At 52.5% G+C, this 23,537-nt stretch carries 24 protein-coding genes; 16 read left to right on the top strand and 8 right to left on the bottom strand.

From position 1 onward, the window contains the following. Window positions 1-289: 289 nt before the first annotated feature. From DXB92_RS04435 to DXB92_RS04420, 4 genes are all read right to left on the bottom strand, one after another. Complete coding sequence (locus DXB92_RS04435) at window positions 290-1,102, bottom strand: HAD family hydrolase (protein ID WP_117732699.1); 813 nt, start codon at window positions 1,100-1,102, stop codon at window positions 290-292. A gap of 201 nt (window positions 1,103-1,303) precedes the next feature. After that, a complete protein-coding gene (locus DXB92_RS04430) occupies window positions 1,304-1,936 on the bottom strand; it encodes a manganese catalase family protein (RefSeq protein ID WP_021683046.1) in 633 nt (210 codons plus the stop codon). Between the two features lies 1 nt (window position 1,937). Continuing rightward, entirely contained in the window at window positions 1,938-2,192 is a 255-nt protein-coding gene (locus DXB92_RS04425) for a spore coat protein CotJB (protein WP_181976896.1), read from the bottom strand. Continuing rightward, on the bottom strand, window positions 2,185-2,457 hold the full coding sequence (locus tag DXB92_RS04420; protein ID WP_242823513.1) for a spore coat associated protein CotJA: 273 nt from the start codon (window positions 2,455-2,457) through the stop codon (window positions 2,185-2,187). The genes DXB92_RS04425 and DXB92_RS04420 overlap by 8 nt, the downstream gene beginning before the upstream one ends. Before the next feature lie 343 nt (window positions 2,458-2,800). Here DXB92_RS04420 and DXB92_RS04410 point away from each other — a divergent pair, with 343 nt between their 5' ends. From DXB92_RS04410 to DXB92_RS04375, 8 genes are all read left to right on the top strand, one after another. After that, entirely contained in the window at window positions 2,801-3,229 is a 429-nt protein-coding gene (locus DXB92_RS04410) for an Rrf2 family transcriptional regulator (protein ID WP_021680574.1), read from the top strand. Then, window positions 3,226-3,978 (top strand): Fe-S cluster assembly ATPase SufC, encoded by a 753-nt coding sequence (gene sufC, locus DXB92_RS04405; protein ID WP_021680575.1) that lies wholly within the window; start codon window positions 3,226-3,228, stop codon window positions 3,976-3,978. Before DXB92_RS04410 ends, sufC begins: the two co-directional genes overlap by 4 nt. Before the next feature lie 106 nt (window positions 3,979-4,084). Then, window positions 4,085-5,491 (top strand): Fe-S cluster assembly protein SufB, encoded by a 1,407-nt coding sequence (gene sufB, locus DXB92_RS04400; protein WP_021680576.1) that lies wholly within the window; start codon window positions 4,085-4,087, stop codon window positions 5,489-5,491. Between the two features lie 7 nt (window positions 5,492-5,498). After that, the gene (locus DXB92_RS04395) at window positions 5,499-6,539 is read left to right on the top strand and encodes a SufD family Fe-S cluster assembly protein (RefSeq protein ID WP_147330017.1); all 1,041 of its coding nucleotides are present in this window, start codon (window positions 5,499-5,501) and stop codon (window positions 6,537-6,539) included. 1 nt (window position 6,540) lies between these two features. After that, window positions 6,541-7,770: a SufS family cysteine desulfurase gene (locus DXB92_RS04390; RefSeq protein WP_117732691.1), complete on the top strand. Its 1,230-nt coding sequence runs from the start codon at window positions 6,541-6,543 to the stop codon at window positions 7,768-7,770. Continuing rightward, on the top strand, window positions 7,757-8,194 hold the full coding sequence (gene sufU, locus DXB92_RS04385; protein ID WP_181976895.1) for a Fe-S cluster assembly sulfur transfer protein SufU: 438 nt from the start codon (window positions 7,757-7,759) through the stop codon (window positions 8,192-8,194). Before DXB92_RS04390 ends, sufU begins: the two co-directional genes overlap by 14 nt. 80 nt (window positions 8,195-8,274) lie before the next feature. Next, window positions 8,275-8,487: a hypothetical protein gene (locus DXB92_RS04380; RefSeq protein WP_242986603.1), complete on the top strand. Its 213-nt coding sequence runs from the start codon at window positions 8,275-8,277 to the stop codon at window positions 8,485-8,487. A 4-nt stretch (window positions 8,488-8,491) separates the two neighbouring features. Beyond that, window positions 8,492-9,634, top strand: a complete 1,143-nt coding sequence (locus DXB92_RS04375) for an ATP-binding protein (RefSeq protein ID WP_117732687.1) — start codon at window positions 8,492-8,494, stop codon at window positions 9,632-9,634. 90 nt (window positions 9,635-9,724) lie between these two features. Here DXB92_RS04375 and DXB92_RS13320 read toward each other — a convergent pair whose 3' ends face one another. Then, the gene (locus tag DXB92_RS13320; protein WP_147330016.1) at window positions 9,725-9,967 is read right to left on the bottom strand and encodes a hypothetical protein; all 243 of its coding nucleotides are present in this window, start codon (window positions 9,965-9,967) and stop codon (window positions 9,725-9,727) included. Next, window positions 9,936-10,472: an SMI1/KNR4 family protein gene (locus tag DXB92_RS04370; protein WP_117732684.1), complete on the bottom strand. Its 537-nt coding sequence runs from the start codon at window positions 10,470-10,472 to the stop codon at window positions 9,936-9,938. The genes DXB92_RS13320 and DXB92_RS04370 overlap by 32 nt, the downstream gene beginning before the upstream one ends. A gap of 635 nt (window positions 10,473-11,107) precedes the next feature. Between DXB92_RS04370 and DXB92_RS04365 the strand changes: the two genes are divergently transcribed. The 8 genes from DXB92_RS04365 (at window position 11,108) to DXB92_RS04330 (ending at window position 20,221) form a co-directional block, all read left to right on the top strand. Then, the gene (locus DXB92_RS04365) at window positions 11,108-11,692 is read left to right on the top strand and encodes a xanthine phosphoribosyltransferase (RefSeq protein ID WP_021680587.1); all 585 of its coding nucleotides are present in this window, start codon (window positions 11,108-11,110) and stop codon (window positions 11,690-11,692) included. 14 nt (window positions 11,693-11,706) lie between these two features. Then, a complete protein-coding gene (locus DXB92_RS04360) occupies window positions 11,707-13,089 on the top strand; it encodes a nucleobase:cation symporter-2 family protein (RefSeq protein ID WP_242986602.1) in 1,383 nt (460 codons plus the stop codon). A gap of 43 nt (window positions 13,090-13,132) precedes the next feature. Then, window positions 13,133-14,746 carry a GGDEF domain-containing protein gene (locus tag DXB92_RS04355; protein ID WP_117732682.1) on the top strand — a complete coding sequence of 538 codons (1,614 nt, stop codon included), beginning with the start codon at window positions 13,133-13,135 and terminating at the stop codon, window positions 14,744-14,746. A gap of 15 nt (window positions 14,747-14,761) precedes the next feature. Further along, window positions 14,762-15,313, top strand: a complete 552-nt coding sequence (hpt, locus tag DXB92_RS04350; RefSeq protein WP_117732680.1) for a hypoxanthine phosphoribosyltransferase — start codon at window positions 14,762-14,764, stop codon at window positions 15,311-15,313. Beyond that, window positions 15,313-16,677, top strand: a complete 1,365-nt coding sequence (locus DXB92_RS04345; protein ID WP_117732678.1) for an NCS2 family permease — start codon at window positions 15,313-15,315, stop codon at window positions 16,675-16,677. The genes hpt and DXB92_RS04345 overlap by 1 nt, the downstream gene beginning before the upstream one ends. 144 nt (window positions 16,678-16,821) lie before the next feature. Next, the gene (locus tag DXB92_RS04340; RefSeq protein ID WP_242986601.1) at window positions 16,822-17,766 is read left to right on the top strand and encodes a MoxR family ATPase; all 945 of its coding nucleotides are present in this window, start codon (window positions 16,822-16,824) and stop codon (window positions 17,764-17,766) included. Then, the gene (locus tag DXB92_RS04335; protein ID WP_021680594.1) at window positions 17,757-18,887 is read left to right on the top strand and encodes a DUF58 domain-containing protein; all 1,131 of its coding nucleotides are present in this window, start codon (window positions 17,757-17,759) and stop codon (window positions 18,885-18,887) included. Before DXB92_RS04340 ends, DXB92_RS04335 begins: the two co-directional genes overlap by 10 nt. Beyond that, complete coding sequence (locus DXB92_RS04330; protein ID WP_117732674.1) at window positions 18,884-20,221, top strand: hypothetical protein; 1,338 nt, start codon at window positions 18,884-18,886, stop codon at window positions 20,219-20,221. Before DXB92_RS04335 ends, DXB92_RS04330 begins: the two co-directional genes overlap by 4 nt. Window positions 20,222-20,323: 102 nt before the next feature. Here the strand turns inward: DXB92_RS04330 and aspS are convergent, their stop codons facing one another. Both aspS and hisS read right to left on the bottom strand, forming a co-directional pair. Continuing rightward, on the bottom strand, window positions 20,324-22,096 hold the full coding sequence (gene aspS / locus DXB92_RS04325) for an aspartate--tRNA ligase (RefSeq protein ID WP_084194308.1): 1,773 nt from the start codon (window positions 22,094-22,096) through the stop codon (window positions 20,324-20,326). Window positions 22,097-22,107: 11 nt separating this feature from the next. Next, on the bottom strand, window positions 22,108-23,424 hold the full coding sequence (gene hisS / locus DXB92_RS04320; RefSeq protein WP_021680597.1) for a histidine--tRNA ligase: 1,317 nt from the start codon (window positions 23,422-23,424) through the stop codon (window positions 22,108-22,110). Between the last annotated feature and the right edge of the window lie 113 nt (window positions 23,425-23,537).

The following is a 23,537-nucleotide window of genomic DNA, read 5'->3' as shown; positions in this document are numbered from 1 at the left end:
GCAAAGTGCCGGTAAAAAACAGGTGAAATGAAAAGGCAATACCGCACAAAGATTGTGCGACAGATGCGTGCGGGAAGATACGAAACAGGCTCTGAAGGGAGATTTGCAAGCAGATGGCGTGCAAAGTCGCCAGACGCTCTTTGTGCGGTATTGCCAAAAATTTTGCAGCGAAAGAAACGCAGAGGGACGATGCCGGCACCGTCCCTCTGTTATAAGGGAAACACTGCAAGCAGATTGCGTGCGGTATTGCCCTAAGAATTTCATTTTTGGTTTATGGGCAGCCGCACTCTCACAGCGATTCCATATGGATCCCCAGTGTTTCGCAGAGCACCCGCACCACACCGTTTTTGGTGTTTGCCGGAGCAATGTGCTTTGCCTGCTGGCGGACACGCTCCGAGGCGTTTTCCATAGCGTAGCTGAATTCCGCATGCTGTAGCATGGAAATGTCGTTGTCATAGTCACCGAATGCCATGGTTTCCGCCGGTGTGATGCCCATACGCTCCTGCAATCCCTGCAAGGCGGCACCCTTGGTCACACCCTTGCACATAATATCCATCCAGCAGTCGCCGGAGATCAGCAGTTCATAGGCATCGCCCAGTGCTTCGTGCATCACAGGGTAGGCTTCCTTTGCCGGTCCGTTGGTGTCGCACAGGGCAACTTTCAGGATCGGTTCGTCAACAGCGTACAGGTCGTCATAGGGAACCACCTGCGGATTGCGGTAATACCGCTGAATTTCATGCTGCATGGCAGCGTTGTCGTTTTCCGGATAGTAAATGTGATGGAATCCGCACAGCACCGGCACACCGGCAGACAGGCTACGGCACGCGTCCAGAATCCGATGAATGACATCTTTTGGCAGACTGTGCAGCAACGGTGCTTCATGGGGATACATGACGCATGCCCCGTTGTCACAGATGAAAATGATTTCTTCGGCAAGTTCTCCGAACAGGTTGGTCAGCATCATGTGCGACCTGCCGCTTGCCACGGCAAATGTAATATCGCGGCGATATAATTCCTCCAGCAGTGCAGGCAGCTGTGCCGGAAGCTGCTTCTCCTCGTCCAGCAGCGTTCCGTCCATATCTGTTGCAATGAGTTGTATCATACCCACTTCTCCCTTCTTCTATGGACAGGCGAAAATCACACTGTCCGTATGCTAGTATACCATAAATATGGGAAAAGTCAAGGAGTGGTATGTGAACTTTTCAGGGAAACAGAAAAAATGCTGCTCCGGAAACAGAGCAGCATCTGAAAGTTATGGCAATACCGCACAATCTTTGTGCGGCATTGCCTTATGGGAAGTGTGTTACCGCATTTTTCTCCGGCAGGCGGTTTTGCCGCAGCTGCTGTCGAAAGACGGGTTGCAGCAGTAGAAATTCTTGGAATTCAGGTCGTCCTGCACCTGCCGCAGGGCTTCGCCGAAACGCTGGAAGTGCACGATTTCCCGCTGCCGCAGGAACTTGATTGGGTCGCGGACATCGGGGTCATCGCACAGCCGGAGAATGTTGTCGTAGGTGCTCCGTGCCTTTTGCTCTGCCGCCATATCCTCGGTCAGGTCGGTGATCGGATCCCCCTTGGACTGGAAATAGGCAGCCGTGAACGGTACGCCGGCGGCACTTTGGGGGTACAGTCCGAGGGTGTGGTCTACGAAGTACGCGTCGAATCCGGCTTCCTTGATCTGTTCCGGTGTCAGCCCGTCAGTCAGCTGGTACAGGATCGCGGAAATCATCTCGACATGGGCTAGTTCTTCTGTGGCAATATCTGTCAAAACCCCTTTTACTTTGTCTGGTTTTGCCGTGTATCGCTGGTGCATATACCGTAGCGAAGCAGCCAACTCTCCGTCTGGGCCGCCAAGCTGCGAAATAATATACTTCGCCGTTCTGGCGTTGGGCGTTTTGATCCGAACGGGGTATTGCAGCTTTTTTTCATAGGTCCACATCTCAGTTCGCCTCCTTTTCCCACGGCCACGGGCTCTGATTCCATGCCCAAGGGCTGTCGCCGCTGGTCTGCAAAGGCTGCAGCGGACCGTACTGCCGGACATATGCCGTTGCCGCTTTCTGTCGCATTGCCTGATAGTTTTTCCACATTCGCAGAGCCTCCGGACAGCGGGGGTGGGTGTCCAGATACAGCTGTAATTCGTACAGGACGAAATCATATTTCCGAATCATGGAGAGCAGCTTCTGTTTCTCATGCACAGGAACCACCTCCCCGATAGGGATAGTCCAGTGCCGGAAAAATGGTTCCGACAGGGAAGGCGGTGTCTGCATCATAGGGCTCCTCCCACTGCTGATAGGGGACATATGCCATGCCCGGCGGTGTCTGCTCCGGAAACGGCGTGGTGGGTTGGAATGGTTCTGCTTCCTGCATGCCGTACATCGGGGCATCAGCCGACTGGAATTCCCTCAGGAAGTTCCGCTGCATGCCTGCCATCTGCGGCATGTGATCCATAGAACTTTGCATTACAAAACTCCTTTCTGCACCGCTTTAGAGAATCCGGTGCATTCCAGTGTATGCAGATCCGCTGCATTCGGTGCAGTTATGGTATAAATGGCATAAAACCTGCCAAAGCTAACGAAAGAAAAATTGGCAACAGGGAGAAACCGCCGAAGCTGGCGGAGAGGTTTTGCATGGATTAGGGAAACACTGCATGCAATGTCGTTTCCAGTCAAAATCTCCAAGAATTTTCCGCATAGCATCATGAAAATTCTCCATGAAGTTTTTGTAAACCTGCCGCCTGTCCCATTGACATACTAGGTTAGTAGGTGTATAATGAAATCAAACAGAGCAAAGGAAAGTGGTAACTATGATTGTGTCCACAAAAGGGCGAAATGCCCTGAAGCTGATGATGTGTCTGGCACAGGTGGACGACCAAGCGTATACACCGCTGAAAGTCATCTCTGCCCAGCAAAATATCTCTCTCAAATATCTGGAAAACATCACCTCGATGCTCTCCAAGAAAAAGTTTGTGGAAGCGGCAAGCGGCAAGGGCGGCGGCTATCGCCTGTCCCGTCCGCCGGAGCAATACAGCGTGGGAGAAATTCTGCGGGCGGTGGAAGAATCCATCGAACCGGTAAAGTGCATTGAAAACGGAACGCCGATCTGCGAAACTGCGGATTCCTGTTCCACACTGCCGATCTGGAAAGGGCTTTCTGCACTGATCAATAACTATTTGAATTCCATTACCCTTGCCGATGCGGTAAATTATAAAGATGAAGGAGAAGATGTAACATGAGTCATAATGATCTGCTGCGTATTCAGAATTTGAAAGTATGTGCCGGAGAAAAAGAAATTCTTCACGGCATCGATCTGGACATTCACGAGAATGAAGTACACGTCCTGATGGGACCGAACGGCACCGGTAAGTCCACACTGGGTGCTGCACTCATGGGCAATCCTGCTTACACCGTCACCGGCGGCGACATCATCTATAAGGGACAGAATATCAACGAAATGCCGGATAACGAACGTGCCAAGAACGGCATTTTCCTGTCGTTCCAGAACCCCATTGAGATTCCGGGCATCACCGTCAGTGCGTTTATCCGCAGTGCACTGGAAGCCAAGACCGGCAAGCGTGTCCGTCTGTTCAGCTTCAAAAAGGAACTGGAAGAAAAAATGGCACTGCTCCAGATGGATCCGTCCTATGCAGAGCGTGACCTGAACGTGGGCTTCTCCGGCGGCGAAAAGAAAAAGACTGAGATCCTTCAGATGCTGATGCTGAATCCGGAATTTGTCATTCTGGACGAAACCGACTCCGGTCTGGACGTTGATGCTGTCCGTACCGTTTCCAAGGGCATCGAAGCATACCGCAAGCAGTCCAGGGGCAGCCTGCTGGTCATTACCCACAGCACCAAGATTCTGGAAGCACTGCCGGTAGACTATACGCACATCATGGTGAACGGTAAGATCGTCAAGACCTCCGACAGTTCCCTGATTGAAGAAGTCAACGAAAACGGCTTTGCCGCTTATGAAAATGCAGAGTAATCACACTGGATAAAGAAGACTGTACGCAGATTGTGTGCAGAGCCGTCAGGCGAACTTTATGCAGCGTTTCTCAAGTGTTGCAGGAATACCGAAAGGGTGAAAACGCGTGAAAGAAAAACAGCAGATCGCAGATATTGACAGAAGTGTCTACGATATTAAAGATACAGAAACCGATGCCTATAAGATTGATGCCGGCTTGACACCGGCACTGGTAGAACAGATCTCCAAAGAAAAGAACGATCCGGTCTGGATGCAGCAGTTCCGTCTGCACTCCCTCCAGATCTACAACGAATTGCAGGTGCCGGACTGGGGTCCGTCTATCGACGGGCTGAACATGGACAACATTGTTACCTATGTCCGCCCCAATACCAATATGAAAACCAAGTGGTCCGACGTGCCGGAGGACATCAAGAATACCTTCGAACGTCTGGGCATTCCGCAGGCAGAGCGAAAGTCCCTTGCCGGTGTGGGAGCACAGTATGACTCCGAACTGGTGTACCACAATGTGCGGCAGGAAGTTGCCGATCTGGGCGTAGTGTATACCGATCTGGAGAGTGCCATGCACGGCGAATATGCGGACATGATCCGCAAGCACTTCATGAAGCTGGTGCCGCCGACAGACCATAAGTTTGCGGCTCTGCACGGTGCAGTCTGGTCCGGCGGTTCCTTTGTGTACGTGCCGAAGGGCGTGTCCGTGGAGATTCCGCTGCAATCCTATTTCCGTCTGAATGCACCGGGAGCAGGACAGTTTGAACATACGCTGATCATCGTGGAAGAGGGAGCATACCTGCACTTTATCGAGGGCTGCTCCGCCCCGAAATACAATGTGGCAAATCTCCACGCCGGCTGTGTCGAACTGTTCGTGGGCAAGAATGCCACACTGCGGTACTCCACCATTGAAAACTGGTCGAAGAACATGTACAACCTGAATACCAAGCGTGCACTGGTCGAAGAAGGCGGCAAGGTGGAATGGGTTTCCGGTTCGTTCGGTTCTCATGTGTCCTATCTGTACCCCATGAGTATCCTCAAGGGCAAGGGGGCAAAAATGGAGTTCACCGGCATTACTTTCGCCGGAAAGGGACAGAATCTGGACACCGGTGCCAAGGTCGTTCATGCGGCTCCGGACACCAGTTCCTATATCAACACCAAGTCGATTTCCAAGGACGGCGGTATCAGCACGTTCCGCAGTTCCGTTGTGGTCAATAAGGACGCAGAGGGCTCGAAGTCCTCGGTTTCCTGCGAATCCCTGATGCTGGACGCACAGTCCCAGTCGGATACCATTCCGGCAATCGATGTCCGCACCCGCAAGGCAGACGTGGGACACGAAGCACAGATCGGCAAGATCAGCAACGAAGCAATTTTCTACCTGATGTCCAGAGGTCTGAGCGAAGAAGATGCCCGGGCATGCATCGTCAGCGGCTTTGCAGATAACGTTTCCAAGGAACTGCCGCTGGAATATGCGATCGAAATGAACAATCTGATTCGTCTGGAAATGAAAGGCAGCATTGGGTGAGGTGAGCATGATGGAAAATAATACAATTCGAGTAAATGCACTTCCGACACTGACATGGCACAGACTGCATGTCAATGCCTGCAAAACAGAACCCTATACACCGGTGAAGCCCTGCACCGTGCAGACCGTTTCCGAAAACAGCGTGGCAGCAGTTTCCGCACTGGAGCCCTGCACCGACTGTAGTGCCGTGGAAACCGGCGTGGGCAGGAATGTGGACAACCTGTTCCAGTGGGGCATGACCGTGACCGTTCCGGAAAACGGCAGCGACACCCTGCGTATGGAGATCGGCAGCGAGGACGGCGGCGACTGTGCGGCATTTGTCCATGTACAGGCAGAAGCCGGCAGCGAACTGACACTGGTGCAGATCTGGAAAGCAGACGCTTCCCATGCGGCACTGCGGACTGTGATTCGTGCAGAAGCCGGAGCAACTGTTCGGCTGGTGCAGATCCTTGCCGATGGCAGTGCAGAGTGCATCAATGATGTGGGCTGTGTCACCGGCGAAAAGGCTTCTTTCGAAGTGATCCGGCTGTATCTGGCACAGGGCAATGTGATTTCCGGTATCCGTACCGATCTGGCAGGAAACGGCAGCAGCTTCACCTGCAAATCCGGCTATCTGGTAAAGCCGTCCAAAAAGCTGGATATGAACGTGATTGCCAACCATATCGGCAAGAACACCCAGAGTGACATTCAGGCAGACGGCACCTTGTACGACGGAGCCGAAAAGGCATTCCGCGGCACCATTGACCTGAAGCGTGGCTGTGCCGGCTCGGAGGGTAAGGAAGAAGAAAACGTGCTCCTGCTGGGAGATGACGTTGTCAATAAGACCATTCCGCTGATCCTCTGCACCGAAGAAGATGTCAAGGGCAGCCACGGTGCTTCTATCGGCGAACTGGAACAGGGCATGCTGTTCTACTTTGAAGCCCGCGGTATCAGCAAGAGCGAAGCGGAAAAGATCGTGGCAAAGGCTCGGTTGGAAAAGCTTTGTCAGGAAACTGCTGACGAGAAAGCAGCAGAGTATATGCACCAGAAAATCGAGGAGGTGATCTGACGTGACAGCGTGGAATCCGGAAAATGTGCGGCAGGACTTTGTGCTGCTCCAGAACACCGATCGGGTTTATTTTGACAATGCGGCGACTTCCCAGAAGCCGAAGTGTGTGATCGATGCGGTGCAGGAATTCTATGAAAAGTATAACGCCAATGTGCTCCGCGGACTGTACCCCTTGAGCGTAGAAGCTACGGAACGCTATGAAAACGCCAGAAAGACCGTGCAGCGGTTTATTCATGCTGCCTGTCCTGAGGAGATCATCTTCACCCGAAATGCTACAGAGAGCATGAATCTGGTGGCGTACAGCTACGGCATGGCAAACCTGAAAGCCGGTGACGAGATTCTGGTTTCCATTCTGGAACACCACAGCAATATTCTGCCGTGGCAGATGGTTTCCCGTGCCACCGGTGCCAAGCTGGTCTTTCTGGAATGCGAGCCGGACGGCACCATTCCCAAGGAAAAAATGGACGAGGCTTTCTCGGAACACACCAGGCTGGTGGCAGTGACACAGGTTTCCAACGTGCTGGGCTGTGTCAACGATATTCCGGAACTGGTGAAGCGTGCCAGAGCCTGCGGTGCAGTAATCCTGATGGACGCGGCACAGAGTGCCCCTCATATGCCCATTGACGTACAGAAACTGGACGTGGATTTTGTGGCATTTTCCGGTCACAAGATGCTGGCTCCCATGGGGATCGGCGTACTGTACGGCAAGCAGGAACTGCTGGAAAAAATGCCGCCGTTCCTCACCGGCGGGGAAATGATCGAAACCGTTTCCCGCTACGATGCAGTCTATGCGGAACTGCCCCACAAATTCGAAGCCGGCACGGTCAATGCCGGCGGAGCCGTGGGACTGGCTGCGGCAATCGATTATCTGGAATCCTACGGTATGGACACTCTCCATGCTGTGGAGCAGGAACTGACAGCCTATCTGTTCCGCGGCATGAATGCCATTCCCCATGTACATGTGCTGGGGTCACAGCGGGAGGACAACCATACCGGTATCGTTTCCTTTACCGTCGATCAGGTGCACCCGCACGACATCAGCGAAGTGCTCAGCAGCGACGGCATGGATATTCGTGCCGGTCACCATTGTGCACAGCCGCTGCACGATCATCTGGGAATCCATTCCACTGCCCGTGCAAGCCTGATGTTCTATAACACCAAAGAGGAGATCGACCGGTTCTTAGAGAGCGTTTCCAATATTCGGAGAAGGATGGGCTTTGGCAATGAATAATTTTTATAACGAGATCCTGACGGAACACAACGTCCGTCCGGAATTCAAATATGATCTGGAATGTCCGACCATTCAGCTGGAGGGTGTCAACCCCAACTGCGGCGATGACATCTGGCTGAATCTGGTCATGAAGGACGGCGTGATTCAGGACGCATCTTTCAATGGGGACGGCTGTGCCATTTCGCAGGCATCTGCGGATATTATGATCGGCATGATCATCGGCAAGACCAAGGCAGAGGCACTGCATCTGTCAGACCTGTTCCTGAAAATGATCAAGGGCACGGCAACTGATGCGGAAGTGGAGGAGCTGGAAGAAGCTTCTGCACTACAGGATATTTCCCATATGCCGGCACGGGTAAAGTGTGCCGTGCTGGGCTGGCGTACCCTGCGGGAAGCCATTGAAAAGCTGGACAGCGAAGCGTAGAGCGTATGCATAGATGCTGTCTGAGAACCTGTTTTCGTGGAATGCCACTGAAAGCAGGTTTTTCTATGGGAGGAATCATCATGCAATCCATATTGATTAAAGATACCACACGGGAAGAACGAATCCGTATTGTGAACCAGTCGCTGCAGGTCTGCGGACAGACCTGTGAATTCTGCAACGGCTGTGACAATCTGGGCGGCGGTCTGGTGGACAGCTATTTCCAGCCGTATATCGACGGAGAAAAAGAAATTTCAGAATTAAACGCCGCGTATCACCGCGGTTTGGTGAGGTAAGTACATGATAGAAGAAATCACAATACAGGAACTGGCAGCCATGGAGCCGTCTGCCTGTCAGATCATCGACATGCGGGACAGCACGGCGTTTGCTCTGGGGCATATCGACGGGGCAGTGCTGATCCCGCAAAAGGAACTGGAAGCCTCTCACAAGAATCTTCCCAAGGATAAAACACTGGTGATCTACTGCCGCAGCGGGATCCTGAGTGCTGATGTGGCGGAACAGCTGCGGGAAGAAGGCTACGCGGCAGTGAATCTGGTGGGCGGCTATGTCAAGTGGCTTCAGGAGAAGATCCGGCGGGAAACCAAAAACGAAAAGGCTGCCGAAGTGGAACAGGGACTGCGGAAAAAGTTTCATCGGGTGATCTTCAGCCGGTTTGCCAAGGCAATCAAGACCTATGACTTGATTCAGCCCAACGACCGCATTGCCGTGTGTATTTCCGGCGGCAAGGACTCGATGCTCATGGCGAAGCTGTTTCAGGAGATTCAGCGGCACGGGAAATTTCCCTTTGAACTGGTCTTTCTGGTCATGGATCCCGGCTATAGTGCCGAGAACCGGCAGATCATCGAATCCAACGCCAAGCTGCTGCAAATTCCCATTACCGTGTTCGAAACCAATATTTTTGATTCGGTGTATCACGTGCAGAATAACCCCTGCTATCTCTGTGCCCGTATGCGGCGTGGACATTTGTATAACAAGGCAAAGGAACTGGGCTGTAATAAGATCGCTCTGGGACACCATTTTGACGATGTCATTGAAACGATTCTCATGAGCATGATCTACGGCGGACAGGTGGAAACCATGATGCCGAAGCTGCACAGTGCCAATTTCGAGGGCATGCAGCTGATTCGCCCCATGTACCTGATTCGGGAAGCCGACATCAAGCACTGGTGTCGGTATCACGACTTGCAGTTTATCCAGTGTGCCTGCCACTTCACGGACACCTGCACTACCTGTGATCCTGACGAACGGACGGTTTCCAAGCGTATGGTGGTGAAGCAGCTGATTGCCAAGCTGGCAGAGGAAAATCCGCAGATCGAAAAGAACATTTTCCGCAGCGTGGAGAATATCAACCTGAACAAAATCATTTCGTACCAGAAAGATCACGTGGTGCATAGCTTTCTGGACGATTATCGGAATGAGTAGACCATTTCAAAAAATGGACTCCATTCACCACAGAAGATCCCCAGACGACCGCGGCTTTCCGGCTTGCGGTCGTTTTATTTTATTGTTACTCTATGGAAGCACTGCATAAAGCCCGCCTGACGGCTTTGTACGCAATCTGCTTGCAGATTTTTTATCATATTGCCCGGAAATCTGACGACGCATCTTACGCACAAGCTTTATGCAGTGTTTCCCTAAGTCTTTAATAAACTTATCGTATTGTGTTTTAGATTCTGCCTTTAATGCTTCCAAATACTCTTTACGAGCATCTAAGAATAAACTATTAAAAGCATCTGTTGTTTCTTTCCTTGTCATTATTTCTCTTTTTATCCTGGCTATTATTTTTAACCATATTCATTAATAATTCTTTCATTTCAGGAGATAAACAGCTTTTGGGCTTAAGCATTCTAATTATTTCACTTAAAACGGCACCAAAATCATCTATTATTTCTAACTCACCATGGTCAACCCAAACAAAATTCCTTGTTATTTTTGAAAAACATAATTGTTCACCATCACCTATTAAATCTGCAATTACAATCAAGTCTTCTGGTAAGTCTCCAGAGTTCATAACAAACTTGTCCGGCCCATAAAAATGTGCCAATGAGTTTCTAATTTGTGCTTCATTCGTGAAACTTAACCATTCTTTATATGTTTCAGGAATAAAAACATTGTGTTTATTTTCCCAATTAGAAATCATTTCATCTGATGCAGGTTGTTTGAACCATGAAGCATCGTCACCATAATCAGATGCAATCTGTTCGCATAAGCACACAAGTTCTTTGATTTTCTCCATTAAACTATTGTGAGGAATATTCATAATAGTATTTCCTTTTTAATTATTAAAATTTTATTATACAATCAACACAACCACCCTCTCCATAAATAACAGGTATCAGCACCTTAGAACAGTGGTTTTTCTTGATTGAATCACTTTCATTATACCATACTCTACAAAAAATATCCAGCATAAAATATCCAGCGTAAGTGTCAAGCAAAAGTAGGCAGCATTTCTCGAAATCGTCACAATGCACAAAATCAGAACGATAAATCAGTGAAAGGCTTGCAAGCGGAAATTTGTTTCAGCCATTTCATACCCGAGGGGATAGAGAAGCTTTTTGTGAATTCAGGAAGCACTGCATAAAGCCTGCCTGACGGCTTTGCACGCAATCTGCTTGCAGATTTTTCATCATATTGCCCGGAAATCTGATGACGCATCTTACGCACAAGCTTTATGCAGCGTTTCCCTCTGAAAAACAGAAAAACCGTAAAGAATCCAAAAACTTCTGCGAAATCCGCCGGATTTCGAATTGACTTTTCCGGCAGAGAATGGTATAATAAGCTACATATATTTATCGTCTGTGTCTGTTTGGAAAGCACCGATATTGCCATAAGTTTTGTGCGGTGCTGCCTTTGCACAGATGCTGACAAAATGCCGAGGAAGGAACGAGTGACATGAATTTTTTAGAGGAAAGAATCGTAAAGGACGGTATCGTCAAGGAAGGCAACATTCTGAAAGTGGACAGCTTTCTGAATCACCAGATGGATGTGACCCTGTTCCAGCAAATGGGGGAGGAGTTCAAACGCCGCTTTGCAGACAAGGAGATCAACAAGATCCTGACCATTGAGGCTTCCGGTATCGGTATCGCCTGTATCGTGGCAAGCTGTTTCCACGTGCCGGTGGTGTTCGCCAAGAAGTCCAAGAGCGTCAACATTGACGGTGCGGTCTACGTGGCAGAGGTGGAATCGTTTACCCACAAGTGCAAAAATCAGGTGATCGTTTCGAAAAAGTTCCTGCACCCCGAGGACAAGGTGCTGATTATCGATGATTTTCTGGCAAACGGCTGTGCCCTGCAAGGGCTGATCTCCATTGTGGCACAGGCAGGTGCAACCGTTGAGGGCATCGGCATTGCCGTAGAAAAGGGCTTCCAGCAGGGCGGACGCATTATCCGGAATCTGGGCTACCCGCTGGAATCTCTGGCAATCGTAGACAGTATGGACGCTTCGACCGGCACCATTGTCTTTCGGGAACAGAACTGAAAGGCGGCAGACAAATGGAAAAACAAAAATTTTCAGCCCGCGTGAAACAGGCGATGGGAGAAGCTTCCATTACGAACCTGTACCAGCTGAACGGCATGGTGCCGGTGCATAAGGCGATTCCCTTTGGCTTGCAGCATATCCTCGCCATGTTCGTGGCAAATATTGCCCCGATCCTGATCGTAGGCGGAGCCTGCGGACTGGCGGCTTCTGATATGGCAATGCTGATCCAGAGTGCCATGCTGATTGCCGGTATCGGCACGCTGGTGCAGCTGTTCCCGATTTTCCATAAAATTGGTTCCGGACTGCCGATCGTCATGGGCATCAGCTTCACCTTTGTGTCGGTGCTGTGCTTTATCGGTGCCCAATACGGCTATGGAGCGATTATGGGAGCCGTGCTCATCGGCGGCATAGTGGAGGGCATACTGGGACTTTTTGCGAAGTTCTGGATCAGGATCATTGCCCCGATTGTGTCCGCCAGCGTGGTCACGGCGATCGGCTTTTCGCTGCTGACAGTCGGAGCGACCTCTTTCGGCGGCGGCAGCGGCAGTGCAGATTTCGGCTCTGCGGAAAACTGGATCCTCGGCTCTGTAACGCTGCTCTGCTGTATCCTGTTCCACATTTTCGCGAAGTCCTACTTCAAGCAGCTGTCCGTGTTGTTCGGTCTGGTAGTGGGCTATATTCTCGCGGTGTTTATGGGAAAGGTCGATTTCTCTGCCCTGCGGGAAACCTCGATCATTGCGGTTCCCCACCTGATGCCGTTCCGCATGGAGTTCCACGCCGATGCTATTTTGTCGGTGGTGCTGATCTTCCTGGTGTCTGCCACGGAAACCATTGGGGATACCTCGGCACTGGCTGCCTCTGGTCTGGATCGTGACGTGACCACGCAGGAAACCTCCGGTTCGATTGCCTGTGACGGCTTTGTCAGCTCCCTTTCCTCCGTGTTCGGCTGCATGCCGATCACTTCGTTCAGCCAGAACGTAGGACTGGTAGCAATGACCAAAGTGGTAAACCGGTTCACCATTGCCATCGGAGCTGTGATCATGATCCTCGCCGGCATTTTCCCGATCTTCGGAGCACTGCTGGCAACACTGCCGGACGCAGTGCTGGGCGGCTGTACCATTATGATGTTCGGCACCATTGTAGTCAGCGGCTTGCAGATGATCAGCAAGTGCGGTTTTACCCAGCGGAATATGATTATTGCCGCACTGTCCCTGAGCATCGGTCTGGGCTTTACCGAATGTGCAGATCTGTTTGCGATTTTCCCCCGGATGGTGCAGAATGTCTTTGCACAGAACTGTGTTGCCGTGGTATTTCTGGTGTCGATCCTGCTGAATCTGGTGCTGCCGAAAAATATGGAGGCAGAAAAGGTGACCGAACAGAAAAAGGAAAAGGCATAAGAGCCTGTGCAGTATCTGGTTTTGTTTCACAGGAGGTGGTGCAATGACAAAAAAGTATACGTATCTGGTACATATTGCTTTGTTTTTGGCAGCAATGATCCTGCTCTGTCTGGGCTTTTTTTTGGAAAGCCCTAATGGCGGACTGATTACAGAACAGCGTGCCATGCCGACCTGTAAAGAGGTACAGGAAGTGGCAGAAGAAACCCGCTCTGATGCAGCGGCTCCGCAGGGCGTGACCAGAGAGTTTCACTTTACGCTGGACAACAATCTGACGGAAAAGCAGCTGATGTTTTATGTTATCAACAGCAATACCAAGGTCTATATCAACGGAGAACTGGTCTTTGACAAACACCGCAGCGAAACCAATAAAGTCAGTGCCACGGGCTGTTACTGGGTCAATCTGACACTGCTTCGTGCAGACAACGGAAAGGAAGTCACTGTAGAGCTGCAGCCGCTGTATGCCGCAACTGTCAAACGTGCTGTGACGTTTTATGAGGGCAGCCAGTATCCGCTGTTCTGGAAGATTTTGAAACAGGATGCAGTTTTTTGCTTTTTCGGGATATTTCTGATTTTGTTCGGTATTATCTATCTGGGCATTTCGTTCTACTATTGTGTCAAAATGCGGATCCGTCTGAATCTTTCGTCATTGGGCATGGTTTCCGTGCTGGTGGGGTGCTGGAAAATTTCCGACACCTATCTGATCACATGGCTGTTGCCGGCACATGTGCGGTTTTTTTCTTATTTAAGCAGCATCGCCATACTGCTGCTGCCATTTTTCGTGGCCATGTACATCAATATTTCTGCCCGACCGCACAGCACCATTCAGAGGGCAATGTACGGGCTGATGATCGGCAATGCTGTGCTGGTGGCGATAGCGGGTCTGCTGCACCTGCTGCGGATCGTGGCACTGCGGGAATCACAGGGCATGTTTGTCTATCTGATTCTGGCAGAAGCAATTTTTATGATCGTATTGGAGTTCGTCATTTATCCCCGGCACAGAAACGACATGCGGCACAAGCTGTTTATGGCTTCGGTAATTTGCCTGATGCTGTCGATCTTGCTGGATGTGCTTTGCTTTTTGATATGGCATTCTTCCAATTTGCTGTTTTTCACCATGATCGGCATTGCTGTGTATATCGTGGCAATCGGAATTCTTACGCTTCGCAATGCACAGGACAAGCTGTTCCGTGACAAAGCGACTGGTCTGTATAACCGGAACAAGTGCAACGAACTGATCCATATGGGAATCGCACCGGATGATCGGCTGTGCTTTATGATGTTCGACCTGAACGGCTTGAAAAAAACCAATGACAATTGCGGACATGATGCCGGTGATCAGATGATCGCAAAGTTCGCCGAAGTGCTGCGAAACAGCATTCCCGCAGGCAATTTTATCGGCAGAAGCGGCGGCGACGAGTTTATTAGCATTATCTATAATACTGATGAAGAACGGGTAAAAAAGATCATTGCAGATATGCGGGAACAGATCACTGCATTCAATCAGGAAAACGAACACGGTGCATGGCAGCTGGGAGCAGCGGTGGGCTATGCCTTTGTGAATGAGGTGGGCAGCCGTTCCTATATGGCTCTCTACGAACTGGCAGATAAGCGTATGTATGAAAATAAACGTGCTATGAAAGCTGTACGGACAGAGTAGTAAAGGAGTTTTGTTATGACAACACAGGAATTTCAGAAGAAGATCAAACGCGTCCTGATCACAGAACAGGAGATACAGGATAAAATTCAGGAAGTGGGTGCACAGATCAGTCGGGAATACGAGGGCAAGCCGCTGCTGCTGGTGAGTATCCTCAACGGGGCATTCGTGTTTATGGCAGACCTGTGCCGTGCTATTACCATTCCCTGTGAAACGGCTTTCATGTGTGCCAAGAGCTATTACAACGGCACATCTTCTTCCGGCATCGTCAAGATCACCATGGATCTGATGCAGGACATCAGCGGCTATCATGTCATCATTGCCGAGGACATCATCGACACCGGCAGAACCCTGAACGACGTGCTGAAGCTGCTGAAAGCGAGAAACCCGCTTTCGCTGAAAGTCATCACCCTGCTGGACAAGCCGGAACGCCGTCTGGTAAAGCTGGAAGCAGACATTTCCCTGTTTACCATTCCGGATCATTTTGTGATCGGCTATGGACTGGACTGTGGCGAGATCTATCGCAATCTGCCGTATATTGCGGAATATGATGAAGGAGAAGAAGTATAATGTTTGAAAAGATTTTCCACCTGAAAGAGCATAACACCAATGTCAGGACGGAGTGTATTGCCGGCGTTACTACATTCATGACAATGGCGTACATTCTGGCAGTCAACCCCAGCATTTTGAGTTCGACCGGCATGAATCCCACTGCCGTGCTGCTGGCAACCTGTCTGGCATCGTTCCTCGGCACCATGTGTATGGGCATGATGGCAAATCTGCCCTTTGCCCTGTCTGCCGGCATGGGACTGAACGCCTTTTTCGCCTATACCGTCTGCGGTAACATGGGCTATCCGTGGCAGGTGGCACTGCTTGCCGTGTTCGTGGAGGGTATCGTCTTTATTGTGCTGTCCCTGACGAATGTGCGGGAAGCGTTGTTCAACGTCATTCCGCTTTCTCTGAAAAAAGCGGTTTCCGTTGGTATCGGCGTGTACATTGCCTTTATCGGCTTGCAGAACGCCGGTGTTGTTGTCAACAGTGATTCCACGCTGGTAACAGTCGTTTCCTTTACGGACAACTTCCGCACCGGCGGCATCTGTGCCCTGCTGGCAATTATAGGTACCCTGTTTACCGCGTTCCTGTACATCAAGCGGGTGAAGGGCTCGATTCTGATCGGCATCCTGGCAACATGGGTGCTGGGCATTCTCTGCCAGCTGACCGGTTTGTACGTTGTAGATCCGAAGGCTGGCTATAACAGCCTGCTGCCGGCATTTTCCATGACCGACTTCTCTGCACTGGGCGATACGTTCGGGCAGTGCTTCAAATTCAACTTTGACGGTGTCAGCATTGTGAACTTTATCGTGGTTATCTTCTCGTTCCTGTTCGTGGATATTTTCGACACACTGGGCACGCTGATCGGCGTGTGCAACAAGGGCAATATGCTGGACAAGGACGGTAAGCTGCCCCAGATCAAGCCGGCACTGATGGCAGATGCAGTTGCCACCTCCGCAGGTGCAATTCTGGGTACTTCCACCACTACCACATTTGTAGAATCCTCCGCCGGCGTGGCAGAGGGCGGCAGAACCGGTCTGACTGCGGTAGTCACTGCGGTGCTGTTCCTGATCTCCATGCTGTTTGCCCCGATTTTCATTGCCATTCCGTCCTTTGCGACGGCTCCGGCTCTGGTCATCGTCGGCTTCCTGATGTTCACCACCATTCCGGACATCAAGTTCTCCGAAGAAAGCTTTCTGGAAGCCATTCCGGCATACCTGTGCATCGTGGCAATGCCGCTGTTCTACAGCATCTCGGAGGGCATCTCCATCGGGATCATCTCCTATGTAGTACTGCATCTGGTTTGCGGCAAGGGCAAGCAGGTGAAACCACTGATGTATGTTCTGGCGGTGCTGTTCGTGCTGAAGTATATTTTCCTTTAAATGCATCTGGGCAGTACAGCCCTTGTAATTGTAAGAGCCTGCTTTCGGGTTGTCCGGTGGCAGGCTCTTATGCTTGTTTTTCAGCCGAAACTGTGTTATAATAGAGCATGTACTTGTTTTGCACTTCAAACGAAAGGAATGTCTATGTCTGAAATTACAACCCTTACCCAAACTCTCCGTGATGCGATCTCTGCCCGCATTTACGGCAAAGAAGATGTGATCGAAAAGGTGCTTGCCGCCCTGTACTGCGGGGGACACGTGCTTCTGAACGATATTCCGGGAACCGGAAAAACTACCCTTGCCCGCACCCTTGCCGGAGCACTGGACGCGGACTTTCACCGTATCCAGTTTACACCAGACCTGCTGCCTACCGACCTGATCGGCGTGAGCATTCCGGAGCCGAAAACCGGTGCGTTTACGTTCCGGAAAGGGGCGGTGTTCACCCAGATTTTGCTGGCGGACGAGATCAACCGTGCCACGCCCCGCACCCAGTCGGCACTGCTGGAGTGCATGGAAGAACGGCAGGTCACTGCGGACGGCGTAACGTATCCGCTGGAGGAGCCGTTTTTCGTGATCGCCACCCAGAACCCTGTGGAGATGCAGGGGACATTTCCGCTGCCGGAGGCACAGCTGGACCGCTTTCTGCTCTGTCTGTCGCTGGGGTATCCGGAAAAGGAACAGGAACTTGCCCTGCTGTCCCGTTCTGCGGCAGTGCCGGAGAGCAAGCCGGTGGCAACTGCGGCACAGCTGCTGGCAGCACGGCAGGAGCTGGCACAGGTGACCGTTTCTGCCGCTGTGCAGGAATATCTGGTGGAACTGGCTCACGCCTCCCGTGAGCACCACGGGATACAGCTGGGGCTCAGCACCCGCGGCATGCTGTCGCTGCTGGAAGTTTCCAGGGCAGCAGCAGCGATGCATGGCAGAACCTACGTGACACCCGATGACATCAAGTGGATCGCCGCCGACTGCATGGCACACCGCATGACCGCACGGGGCAGCATGTGGGAGGAGAATCAGGAAACCTGCCGCAGCATTGCCGAAGAACTGCTGCAAACAGTTCCCGTGCCAAAGGAATCGCTATGGAACTGATCGCAGTAATTTTGCTGGTGCTGCTGGTGCTGTTCGGAGAGGTGGGACTGTACCGCCGGCGGGGACTGGAAGGGCTGTCCTATTACTGTCACTTTTCGGAAACAGAACGCACCGAGGGCGAATCTCTGCAATTTGTGGAAACTGTTACCAATGACAAAACACTGCCGGTGCCGTGGCTCAAGGCAGAACTGACCACGTCCCGCTGGCTGGACTTTCCGGAGGCGAATTCTGCTGTCACCGGAGAAAACCGGTTTGTCAGCAGCTTTTTCTCCGTCCGCAGCCGTTCCCGTGTCAGCCGCGTCTGGGAGATCACCTGCGAAAAACGCGGGGTATATGAAATGGAACATATCGTGCTGGTAACGTCGGATTTGCTGGGTATCGTGCGGCTCTCTCTCCATGCCGCAGACCACGGCGAAAAGCTGACCGTACTGCCGAAGCGGCTGACCGAAGCGGGGCTGCTCCTGCCGAAGCTGCTGCGGCAGCAGTACGGGGAACAGGCGGTGCGGTACAGCCTGCTGACAGACCCTTGCCTGTCTGCCGGTGTGCGGGAATATGTGACTGGTGATCCGATACACCGCATGCACTGGAAAGCTTCTGCACATGCCGGAACGCTGCTGATGCGGCAGGAGGAACGGACGGCTCGGCAGACGGCAACGGTGCTGCTGGCACTGGAATCCCACCGCCCCGATGCCGGACAGATGACACCGGACAGCGAATTGTTGGAGCACACCATTCGGGTGTGTGCCCAGTGTCTCTGGGAATTTTGCAGCAACGGCTGGCAGGTGCGGCTGTGCGTAGGGGAACGCAATGCCAAGGGCAACCCCATTGCCACGCCCTACGGTGCCGGCAATACCATGTATCACCGGCTTTTGCAGCAGCTGGCGGAGTTGCAGTTGCAGGACGTGCTGTCCATGCCCCGGCTGCTCTCGCTGTCTGCCAGCCGCATGACACAGGAAACCGTGCTGCTGATCACGCCCTATACAGACCGGCGTGTGGCACGCTGGAAGCAGCAGTCCGGCGGGTTGGTACTGGTGACGGGGCATGCCCATGACAGCGGAAACTGTGCGGATGCCGTCGTTCCTGCACCGGAGTATCTGCGAAACGGGGAGGCGGCATTATGAAAAATATCCGCTTTTGGCTGCACTGGCTGCTGGTAACGGCACTGGCTGCGGCTCTCTATCCCTTTCCGGTGCTGCTTCGCGTGTGGAGCAATGGGGCACAGTGGACGGCTCCGGTGATGACGGCAGCCCTTGCAGGCTGTGCATGGCTGGGCATGCTGTATATCCTGTTGCTGCGGCGGCAGTACGCCAGACACCCCAAGTGGATCAACGGCGGTGTCTGGGCAATCACGCTGCTGCTTTGCGTGGCAGGCTGTCTGTTCGCCCCCTATCCGGCAAGGCTGGCACAGGTGCTGTGGGGGATTCTGGCAGGCGGCTGCTTTTTCGGCAGTGCACGGCTGGTATTTCACCCGCTGGAGCATCTGGCACACCCGAATGTATTTGTGGGGCTGTGCCTGTGGGATTGCTTCACCGGATTTCTGTTATATCTTAGCCATGCCAAGCTGCCCTTTGTGCCAGTGATGCTGCTGTTTGCGGCGAATGCGGCACTGTTTGCCCTGATCCACAATCGGGACGCTATGGAACGCATGCTTTCCGGTCGGGACGGGGACACATGGGAACTGCCGACGGAGATCCGGAAGTCCAACGGAAAGCTGATGGGCGTGCTCTGCGGCATAGGGCTGCTTCTGGTGCTGTGCAGCCGACCGCTGGCAAAAGTCATGCGTTGGGCGTGGCGGCTGCTGTACACGGCAGTGTGGTACGCTCTGCGTTGGCTGCTCTCCCGCGGCAGTCAGGAACAGACTGCGGAACTGCCGGAGGACACATCGGAACAGGTGATGCAGCTACAGCAAAACGGTGCTGCCGGCTGGATTCGGCTGGTGATCGAACTGGTTCTGCTGGCGGCAGTGCTGGTGCTGGTCATCTGGAAACGCCGCGAAATTGGCGATGCACTGCTTTCTGCGTGGTACAGCCTGCGGCACTGGATACAGCAGCATCTGCGGAAAAACCACGCGGAGCAGCGGAACGACTGGCACGAGGCGTACTGCGACTATGTGGAGGACTTGCTGACTGCTGAACAGCCGGCTCCGTCTGCGGCAGCCCTGTACCGCCGCCGTGACTGGAAAAAGGCTTACCGCCGGTATCAACGTTTGCCGGAACAGGCGGAACGCTTCCGGCTGGGGTACGCGTTGCTGCTGGCACGGCTGCCTGAAGAAGTTGCCCTGCCGGCAGCCAGTCCGGCGGAAATTCTGAACCATCTGTCCACCGGCGGGGAACAGGAAACGCTGCCTCAGTGGAACACGGTGACAGAAGCCTATACTGCCTTGCGGTACGGAGAAATTCTGCCGGAGCATGGAGCATTTGCGGCAATGGATACACTTTTGAAAAGACGTTCATAGGACAATACCGCACAATCTTTGTGCGGTATTGCCATAGGATAAAAAAAGCCAGCCCACGGGAAATCTCCCACGGGCTGGCTTTATTTTTATGCAGCGTTGTCTTTATTCGTCGTCTTCGCTGTGCGTTACCTGAATGCCCAGTACGTCCAGACTTTCGGCATCTACCGGAGCAGGGCAGGCACTCATCAGTTCACTTGCGTTCTGTACCTTCGGGAATGCCACCACGTCACGCAGACTTTCCGCCTGTAACATTACCATTGCCAGACGATCCAGACCAATGCCAAGACCACCGTGAGGCGGTGCACCGTAGTGGTACGCCTCTACCAAGAAGCCGAACTTGGCTTCGATTTCCTCGTCGGTCAGTCCCAGTGCCTGGAACATCTTTTCCTGCAACTCGTAATCGGTGATACGAATGGAACCGGAGGACAGTTCTGTACCGTTCAGCACCAAGTCAAATGCCTTTGCAGTGACACGTGCCGGATCGCTGTCCAGATAGGGCAGGCACTCGTCCATGGGCATGGTGAACGGGTGGTGCATTGCGTCCCAGTGCTGGGTGTCCTCGTTCCATTCGAAGAACGGGAACTGGGTGATCCACAGGAAGTTGAACTTGCCCTCCGGAATCAGATCCAGCTTCTTTGCCACTTCCAGACGGAGTGCTCCCAGTACCGGCAGGGTCACCTTGTTCTTATCTGCCACAATGAGAACCACGTCGCCCTTGGCACAGTCCAGACGGGACAGGATCTCGTCCAGCTTGCCCTCCGGCAGGAACTTTGCGAAAGAGCAGGTAGGCTTCTCATCGTTCCAGCGAATGAATGCCAGTCCCTTTGCACCGATGCCCTTTGCCTTTTCGGTCAGCTTGTCGATTTCCTTTCGTGTCAGCACGGAAGCTGCATTTTTTGCCACGATTGCCCGAACGCTGCCGCCGGCTTCCAGTGCCGAACGGAATACCATAAAGTCTACGTCCTTGACTGTGTCAGACAGATCCTGCAATTCCATGCCGAAGCGGGTATCCGGCTTGTCTGAACCGTAGCGTTCCATGGCTTCCTGATAGGTCATGCGGGGCAGGGGTGTGGTAATATCCATGTGCAGGACTTTCTGGAACAGATACTTCACAAAGCCCTCTGTCAGCTGGAGAATATCTTCTACGTCCACAAAGGACATTTCCAGGTCGATCTGGGTGAATTCCGGCTGACGGTCTGCACGGAGATCTTCGTCGCGGAAGCAGCGGGCGATCTGGATATACCGGTCCATGCCGGCAACCATCAGCAGCTGCTTGTAAATCTGCGGGGACTGGGGCAGAGCATAGAACTTGCCGTTGTGTACGCGGGAGGGGATCAGATAGTCACGGGCACCCTCCGGCGTAGACTTCATCATCATCGGGGTTTCGATCTCAATGAAGTTGTTGGCATAGAAATACTCTCTGGCAGCCAGTGCAATTTTGTGCCGCATCATCAGGTTGTGCTGCAGCGGAGCACGACGGAGATCCAGATAGCGGTATTTCAGACGCAGTTCCTCGTTGGTCTTGGTTTCGTCTGTGATCGCGAAAGGCGGTGTCTGTGCCTTGGACAGCACACGCAGGTCATCTACCAGCACTTCCACAGCACCGGTTTTCATGTCCTTGTTGATGCTGGAACGTTCTGCCACAACGCCCTTTGCCAGCAGTACGTATTCGCTGTGACAGGACGCAGCCTTTTCAAAAATGGCACGGTCGGTCTGGTCGTTGAACGCCAGCTGTACAATACCGGTTCTGTCGCGGAGGTCGATAAAAATCAGGTTGCCGAGGTTCCGCACCTTCTGTACGAATCCGCCCACAACGACGGTTTCTCCTGCTTTTGTCACTTCACCGCAGTAACAGGTGCGGCGTAAATCCTGCATCAAATCCATGATCACTGACACTCCTTTTCAAAATCTTCCACAATGTCGTGGAACATATACTGCACGGCAATATCGTCGAACTTGTCCTCGAATGTTTCGTCCAGAGCAATTTCGATCTGTTCGCCGGTTTCCATATTCTTCAGCTTTGCCTTTTTGTCCTGTAGTTCGTTTTCGCCCAGAACCATGACAAAAGCGGCACCGATCTTGTTGGCATACTTCATCTGTGCCTTCAGACCACGCTGCATCACATCATATTCCACCTGATAGCCGGAAACCCGAAGCTGTTGTCCCAGCTGCATTGTTGTAGGCACAGCACTTTCGTCCATGGGGGCAATGTAGAGATCGCAGCCCTTGGGTTCCTCAAAGGCACAGCCCTGCTGTTCCATTGTCATGATGAGCCGTTCCAGACCCATGGCAAATCCCATTGCCGGAGTCGGCTTGCCGCCCATTTGTTCGATCAGACCGTCATACCGGCCGCCGCCGCAGACAGTACCCTGTGCACCGATGTCAGTGGTGATGAATTCGAAAACAGTCTTGGTGTAATAATCCAGACCGCGGACGATCTTCGGGTTGATGCTGTAGTCGATGTGCAGGGCTTTCAGGTATTCCTGCAATTTTTCAAAGTGTGTGCGGCAGTCGTCGCAGAGATAGTCCAGAATGACCGGAGCATCTTTGGCGATTCCGGCACAGATCGGGCTCTTGCAGTCCAGAATCCGCATGGGGTTCTTTTCCAGACGTGTCTGGCAGGTTTCGCAGAGTTCCTCTTTTTTCGGTTCGAAGTAAGCTTTCAGAGCCTTGTGATACTCCGCACGGCAGACAGGGCAGCCGATAGAGTTGATGTTGAGGGCAATATTCTGTAAGCCGGCACGGTCGAGAATGGTTTTTGCCAGAGAAATGATCTCCGCATCAGAAGCCGGTCCCTGACTGCCTGCCATTTCCACACCGAACTGGTGGAATTCCCGCAGCCGTCCCTTTTGCGGACGTTCGTGGCGGAAGCAGGACAGGATATAGAACACCTTCTGGGGCAGGGCATCATTCAGCAAGCCGTTTTGCAGCATAGAACGAATGGTGCCGGCTGTGCCCTCCGGACGCAGGGTAAACTGGGTTTCCTTTGCGGTGACGGTGTACATTTCTTTCTGTACCACGTCAGTGGTCTCGCCCACGGACCGCAGGAACAGATTGGTGTTTTCAAAAGTGGGGATCCGCGTTTCGTGGAAGCCGAAGCTTTCTGCGGTTTCCCGTGCAATGCGTTCCACCGTGTGCCACTTGTAGATCTGCTTTGGGGTGACATCTTCTGTGCCCTGCGGGCGTGTGATTTTGATTTCCATGTATGAAAAACCTCCTCGCATTCCGAAGACCGGACTGCAAAAAATTTCCCCTTCCGAAAAAGGGGAGAACTGTACTGTAAGTGTCTGTCCGCCATGGACAGACTAGGACATCT

It is taken from the genome of Ruminococcus sp. OM06-36AC (assembly GCF_003438725.1).
In the GTDB taxonomy this organism is placed as follows: Bacteria; Bacillota; Clostridia; order Oscillospirales; family Ruminococcaceae; genus Ruminococcus_C; species Ruminococcus_C callidus.
Note: the sequence above shows the minus strand (reverse complement) of the source record. Positions and strands in the feature narration are given on the sequence as shown.

What these genes read in the sequence shown, in the direction of transcription:
- sufC (WP_021680575.1), top strand. Translation starts at nt 3,226, where the DNA reads ATGAGTCATAATGATCTGCTGCGTATTCAGAATTTGAAAGTATGTGCC.
- DXB92_RS04410 (WP_021680574.1), top strand. Translation starts at nt 2,801, where the DNA reads ATGATTGTGTCCACAAAAGGGCGAAATGCCCTGAAGCTGATGATGTGT.
- DXB92_RS04330 (WP_117732674.1), top strand. Translation starts at nt 18,884, where the DNA reads ATGAAAAATATCCGCTTTTGGCTGCACTGGCTGCTGGTAACGGCACTG.
- aspS (WP_084194308.1), bottom strand. Translation starts at nt 22,096, where the DNA reads ATGCAGGATTTACGCCGCACCTGTTACTGCGGTGAAGTGACAAAAGCA.
- DXB92_RS04395 (WP_147330017.1), top strand. Translation starts at nt 5,499, where the DNA reads ATGATGGAAAATAATACAATTCGAGTAAATGCACTTCCGACACTGACA.
- DXB92_RS04375 (WP_117732687.1), top strand. Translation starts at nt 8,492, where the DNA reads ATGATAGAAGAAATCACAATACAGGAACTGGCAGCCATGGAGCCGTCT.
- DXB92_RS04345 (WP_117732678.1), top strand. Translation starts at nt 15,313, where the DNA reads ATGTTTGAAAAGATTTTCCACCTGAAAGAGCATAACACCAATGTCAGG.
- DXB92_RS04365 (WP_021680587.1), top strand. Translation starts at nt 11,108, where the DNA reads ATGAATTTTTTAGAGGAAAGAATCGTAAAGGACGGTATCGTCAAGGAA.
- DXB92_RS04370 (WP_117732684.1), bottom strand. Translation starts at nt 10,472, where the DNA reads ATGAATATTCCTCACAATAGTTTAATGGAGAAAATCAAAGAACTTGTG.
- DXB92_RS04420 (WP_242823513.1), bottom strand. Translation starts at nt 2,457, where the DNA reads ATGCAAAGTTCTATGGATCACATGCCGCAGATGGCAGGCATGCAGCGG.
- DXB92_RS04355 (WP_117732682.1), top strand. Translation starts at nt 13,133, where the DNA reads ATGACAAAAAAGTATACGTATCTGGTACATATTGCTTTGTTTTTGGCA.
- DXB92_RS04335 (WP_021680594.1), top strand. Translation starts at nt 17,757, where the DNA reads ATGGAACTGATCGCAGTAATTTTGCTGGTGCTGCTGGTGCTGTTCGGA.
- hisS (WP_021680597.1), bottom strand. Translation starts at nt 23,424, where the DNA reads ATGGAAATCAAAATCACACGCCCGCAGGGCACAGAAGATGTCACCCCA.
- DXB92_RS04340 (WP_242986601.1), top strand. Translation starts at nt 16,822, where the DNA reads ATGTCTGAAATTACAACCCTTACCCAAACTCTCCGTGATGCGATCTCT.
- hpt (WP_117732680.1), top strand. Translation starts at nt 14,762, where the DNA reads ATGACAACACAGGAATTTCAGAAGAAGATCAAACGCGTCCTGATCACA.
- DXB92_RS04380 (WP_242986603.1), top strand. Translation starts at nt 8,275, where the DNA reads ATGCAATCCATATTGATTAAAGATACCACACGGGAAGAACGAATCCGT.
- DXB92_RS13320 (WP_147330016.1), bottom strand. Translation starts at nt 9,967, where the DNA reads ATGACAAGGAAAGAAACAACAGATGCTTTTAATAGTTTATTCTTAGAT.
- DXB92_RS04430 (WP_021683046.1), bottom strand. Translation starts at nt 1,936, where the DNA reads ATGTGGACCTATGAAAAAAAGCTGCAATACCCCGTTCGGATCAAAACG.
- DXB92_RS04360 (WP_242986602.1), top strand. Translation starts at nt 11,707, where the DNA reads ATGGAAAAACAAAAATTTTCAGCCCGCGTGAAACAGGCGATGGGAGAA.
- DXB92_RS04435 (WP_117732699.1), bottom strand. Translation starts at nt 1,102, where the DNA reads ATGATACAACTCATTGCAACAGATATGGACGGAACGCTGCTGGACGAG.